This is a genomic window from Herpetosiphon giganteus, from assembly GCF_016907925.1.
Classification (GTDB): Bacteria; Chloroflexota; Chloroflexia; order Chloroflexales; family Herpetosiphonaceae; genus Herpetosiphon; species Herpetosiphon giganteus.
Genome location: NZ_JAFBCZ010000071.1, coordinates 1 through 2864 on the forward strand (window position 1 = coordinate 1; position 2864 = coordinate 2864).

At 56.6% G+C, this 2864-nt stretch carries 3 protein-coding genes; 1 reads left to right on the forward strand and 2 read right to left on the reverse strand.

Features of this window, described 5'->3' with window-relative positions; genetic code table 11:
* Window positions 1–97 precede the first annotated feature (97 nt).
* The gene (locus JOD20_RS26180; RefSeq protein WP_420828968.1) at window positions 98–262 is read left to right on the forward strand and encodes a glycoside hydrolase family 130 protein; all 165 of its coding nucleotides are present in this window, start codon (window positions 98–100) and stop codon (window positions 260–262) included.
* An 843-nt stretch (window positions 263–1105) separates the two neighbouring features.
* Here JOD20_RS26180 and JOD20_RS26185 read toward each other — a convergent pair.
* Window positions 1106–2050, reverse strand: coding sequence for a class I SAM-dependent methyltransferase (locus tag JOD20_RS26185; protein WP_204758119.1), 945 nt, complete (start codon window positions 2048–2050; stop codon window positions 1106–1108).
* A gap of 127 nt (window positions 2051–2177) precedes the next feature.
* Entirely contained in the window at window positions 2178–2702 is a 525-nt protein-coding gene (locus JOD20_RS26190) for a hypothetical protein (RefSeq protein WP_239584096.1), read from the reverse strand.
* Between the last annotated feature and the right edge of the window lie 162 nt (window positions 2703–2864).

Below are 2864 nucleotides of genomic sequence, written 5' to 3' on the forward strand. Positions count from 1 at the left end.
TTTATTACTCTTTTATGCGGTCGTTCGGACGCTCCAGCTTCGTAAAATTCGCATGCCTGGCTAGATTGATTTTGCACACTTCTTGACAAACCACCATGTGATTTTCCCCTGTGGCGTAACCGTCCTGCCGGATGGCGATACCCTGCATGTCTATTATGGAGCCGCCGATAGCTGTATTGCGGTTGCGATTGGCAGTATTCGCCAGATTCTTGATTGGCTGACGATCTATGGCCTCCCATCAGAGACACCGTCACACCGTTGATACGACGAGCCGCGATACGCGTAGGGCTGGACAACCGAGGGGTTCGTCCAGTCATCGTTGATCGTCCTCGGGGGCTGAGCAATCGTTATCGGAATGGGTCTTGCCCATGATCGTGGCGGCGACCTACGGCACGGAACCCCTGATCGGTCAGCGGGGTATGCAGTGGGAAGAAGGATGCACGAGCGCGATTAAGACACGCCCATGTCTATGCTGCGTATCGGCGATCGCCACGCATACCGATCCTCGTGGAGCCGTCGCACGGTGTGTTCAATCGCTCGTGCATCACGCCCCAAACAGCGCTCACCAACAAACGAACGGTAACCAACCCATGGCGGTGTCATCTCCACAGGTTTGACATCGTAGAATGCAGTGTTCAAATGATCCCACGAGCGTTTGTTCCAGAAGTAGCAAAGTAACAAGCCAACCAGAAGTTTGTAATAGTTAATATTCTTTAATGCTCTTGCGGCTGGATGTAAGAAACGTGGGTTTAGGCCTTGTTCGAACGAGCGTTGGCGGTGTGGGGAGGGGTATTGGTGGCGGATCATCCGCATACAAAGCACACACGAGAGATTCTTGCTCGGTTAAAAGTGACTATAAAGGTAGCGGAAACATCGTAAGTATGAGTATAGAGATGGCGAGAAAGATGGTAAAAATAGGTATCAGAAATCAGTACTCTACACCCACTTATCCGTGCTGGGGAATGTACCGCCGAAACGCTGATGAGGAGGGTGATGTGCTCGCATATTCCCCCGTTATTGCATCGCCTCCGCTTCAACGGGGCGGAGAACGCATGGGTGCACTGTTGAGCTGAAGCGGCGACCACGCGTTCTCTGCCGCCCTCCGCTAGCCGCTGCCGGTCACCAAACACGCGGTCGCCCACCAATAGTCATACAACGGGCGAACCTCGACCGCTGTGAAGCCAGCCGCGCGCACGAGGTCTGCCCATGCCGCGATCGGCTGCTCGTAGGTCGTGCGGGCCGCCGTCTGATCGAAGTATCCGAGAAGGACGGGCATCAGAAAGCCTTGGGCAACCAGGCCGCCGTCGTCGGTGTACTCGGCCAGTCCGCGCTGATAGCGGCCCACGATATCACGCACCCGCGCTGGGTCGTACATGGCAGCGAATTCCGGCACGTCGAACTCGACGATCAGCAGGCGCTGGCCCAGGTCACGGAGCCGACGCAACAGCCCCGGTCGTTCGTCGGGCGGGATCGAGTGCAGGCTATAGGTGGCCTGAATGATTGTCCACCCACCGTTATCGTGATGCGCGAACTCCTGCGCGGTGCCAGCGAAGGCCTCACGGGATCGTCCGCTGCCATCCAGACGCGCGTGGAGTTCGGCCAGCAGCGCTGCCGATGGCTCGACGACCCCCAAGCGGTTGATGGTTGGGGTCAGTGCCGGGAGCAGGGCGTGGCCGTTGCCGGTGCCGATATCCAGCACATCCAGCCGTTCGTACTCGCTATAAGCTGCGCGCAAGGCGGCGCTCGTTGCCGCGTATAACGGGACGTTGCCACCACCGCCGATGAAGGCCGCAAACGCGTCGCCGCTCACATAGACATTGTGCTTGCCCTGACCAGCCACGCGGCTCAGGTAGGCCGCCGCCTCGGTAAACACTCGGTCGTCTGGGTCACCTGTCGCCGCCTGAATCGCCAACTCGGCGGCACGGGCGAGGTCTTGGTGGCCGAATGCCAGCAGTGCGGCATAGAATTGATCCAGCGGATTTGCGCCAATTGGCTGATCGACACGGTAGCCATGTTCCTGGTACAAGTCCCAAAGCTGCTCAAGACTCACCGTTACCTCCTCTAAAACAGAGCATAGAAGAACCCGTTCACGGCCCACACCACAGATGTATCGTACCGAGCGTGGTCAGAATTGCCGATTCCAATTGATCAAACGCGTATACGGTCGCGATTATCCATTATTGGGATTCTTCGCGCCAGTAACAATCTCCTGCGCGACAGCCATAGAAAATACGGCTGTCATAGTCATCGGCATCAAGAACCGCATCAAAATCGGCGGGTGGCGTGGATTCGATCAGGGCAAGAAGTGCTTCTGCCCCGCGTATCGGTTCATCCGTCGTCGCGGGCATAAACCCGCCAAATGCTGGTCCGGTCGGTCCTTCATAGGCCGTCATAATCCAGGTCTCTCCGCGATCATTCTGGACGGAAAGGACATAGGAAAAGGCGTTTTCCGCATCGGTAGAACTGGTTAACGGAGGACCAAACAGGGCCAAGAGCGATCCCCGAAAGCGTGCAGGATAGGGTATCTGGAGCGTTCGTTGGAGCATATCAATGGGCATGCGGGATGTTCCAGACCGCGCCATGTCATCCGTCAGCGGCGTAAACGTAAAGCGATCATCGCGCGCAGGAATCCCACCCGTGGCGGTGGGGCCACAGCTGCCAAGTATCGCGAGTATACAGAACATAATCCATCGGTGTCGCATTATTGTATCTCCGTCCTCATCCGGCTTCGGCGCACGCTGAAGATAGCATCAATGGGTGTCTTGATAGCTGAATAACTAACACTTTGCTGCTCCCCACAATCATGCCATACTTTGGAGTGCTTATGCTTCAAAGAAAGGTGATCATTATGGGGAGCAGTCATG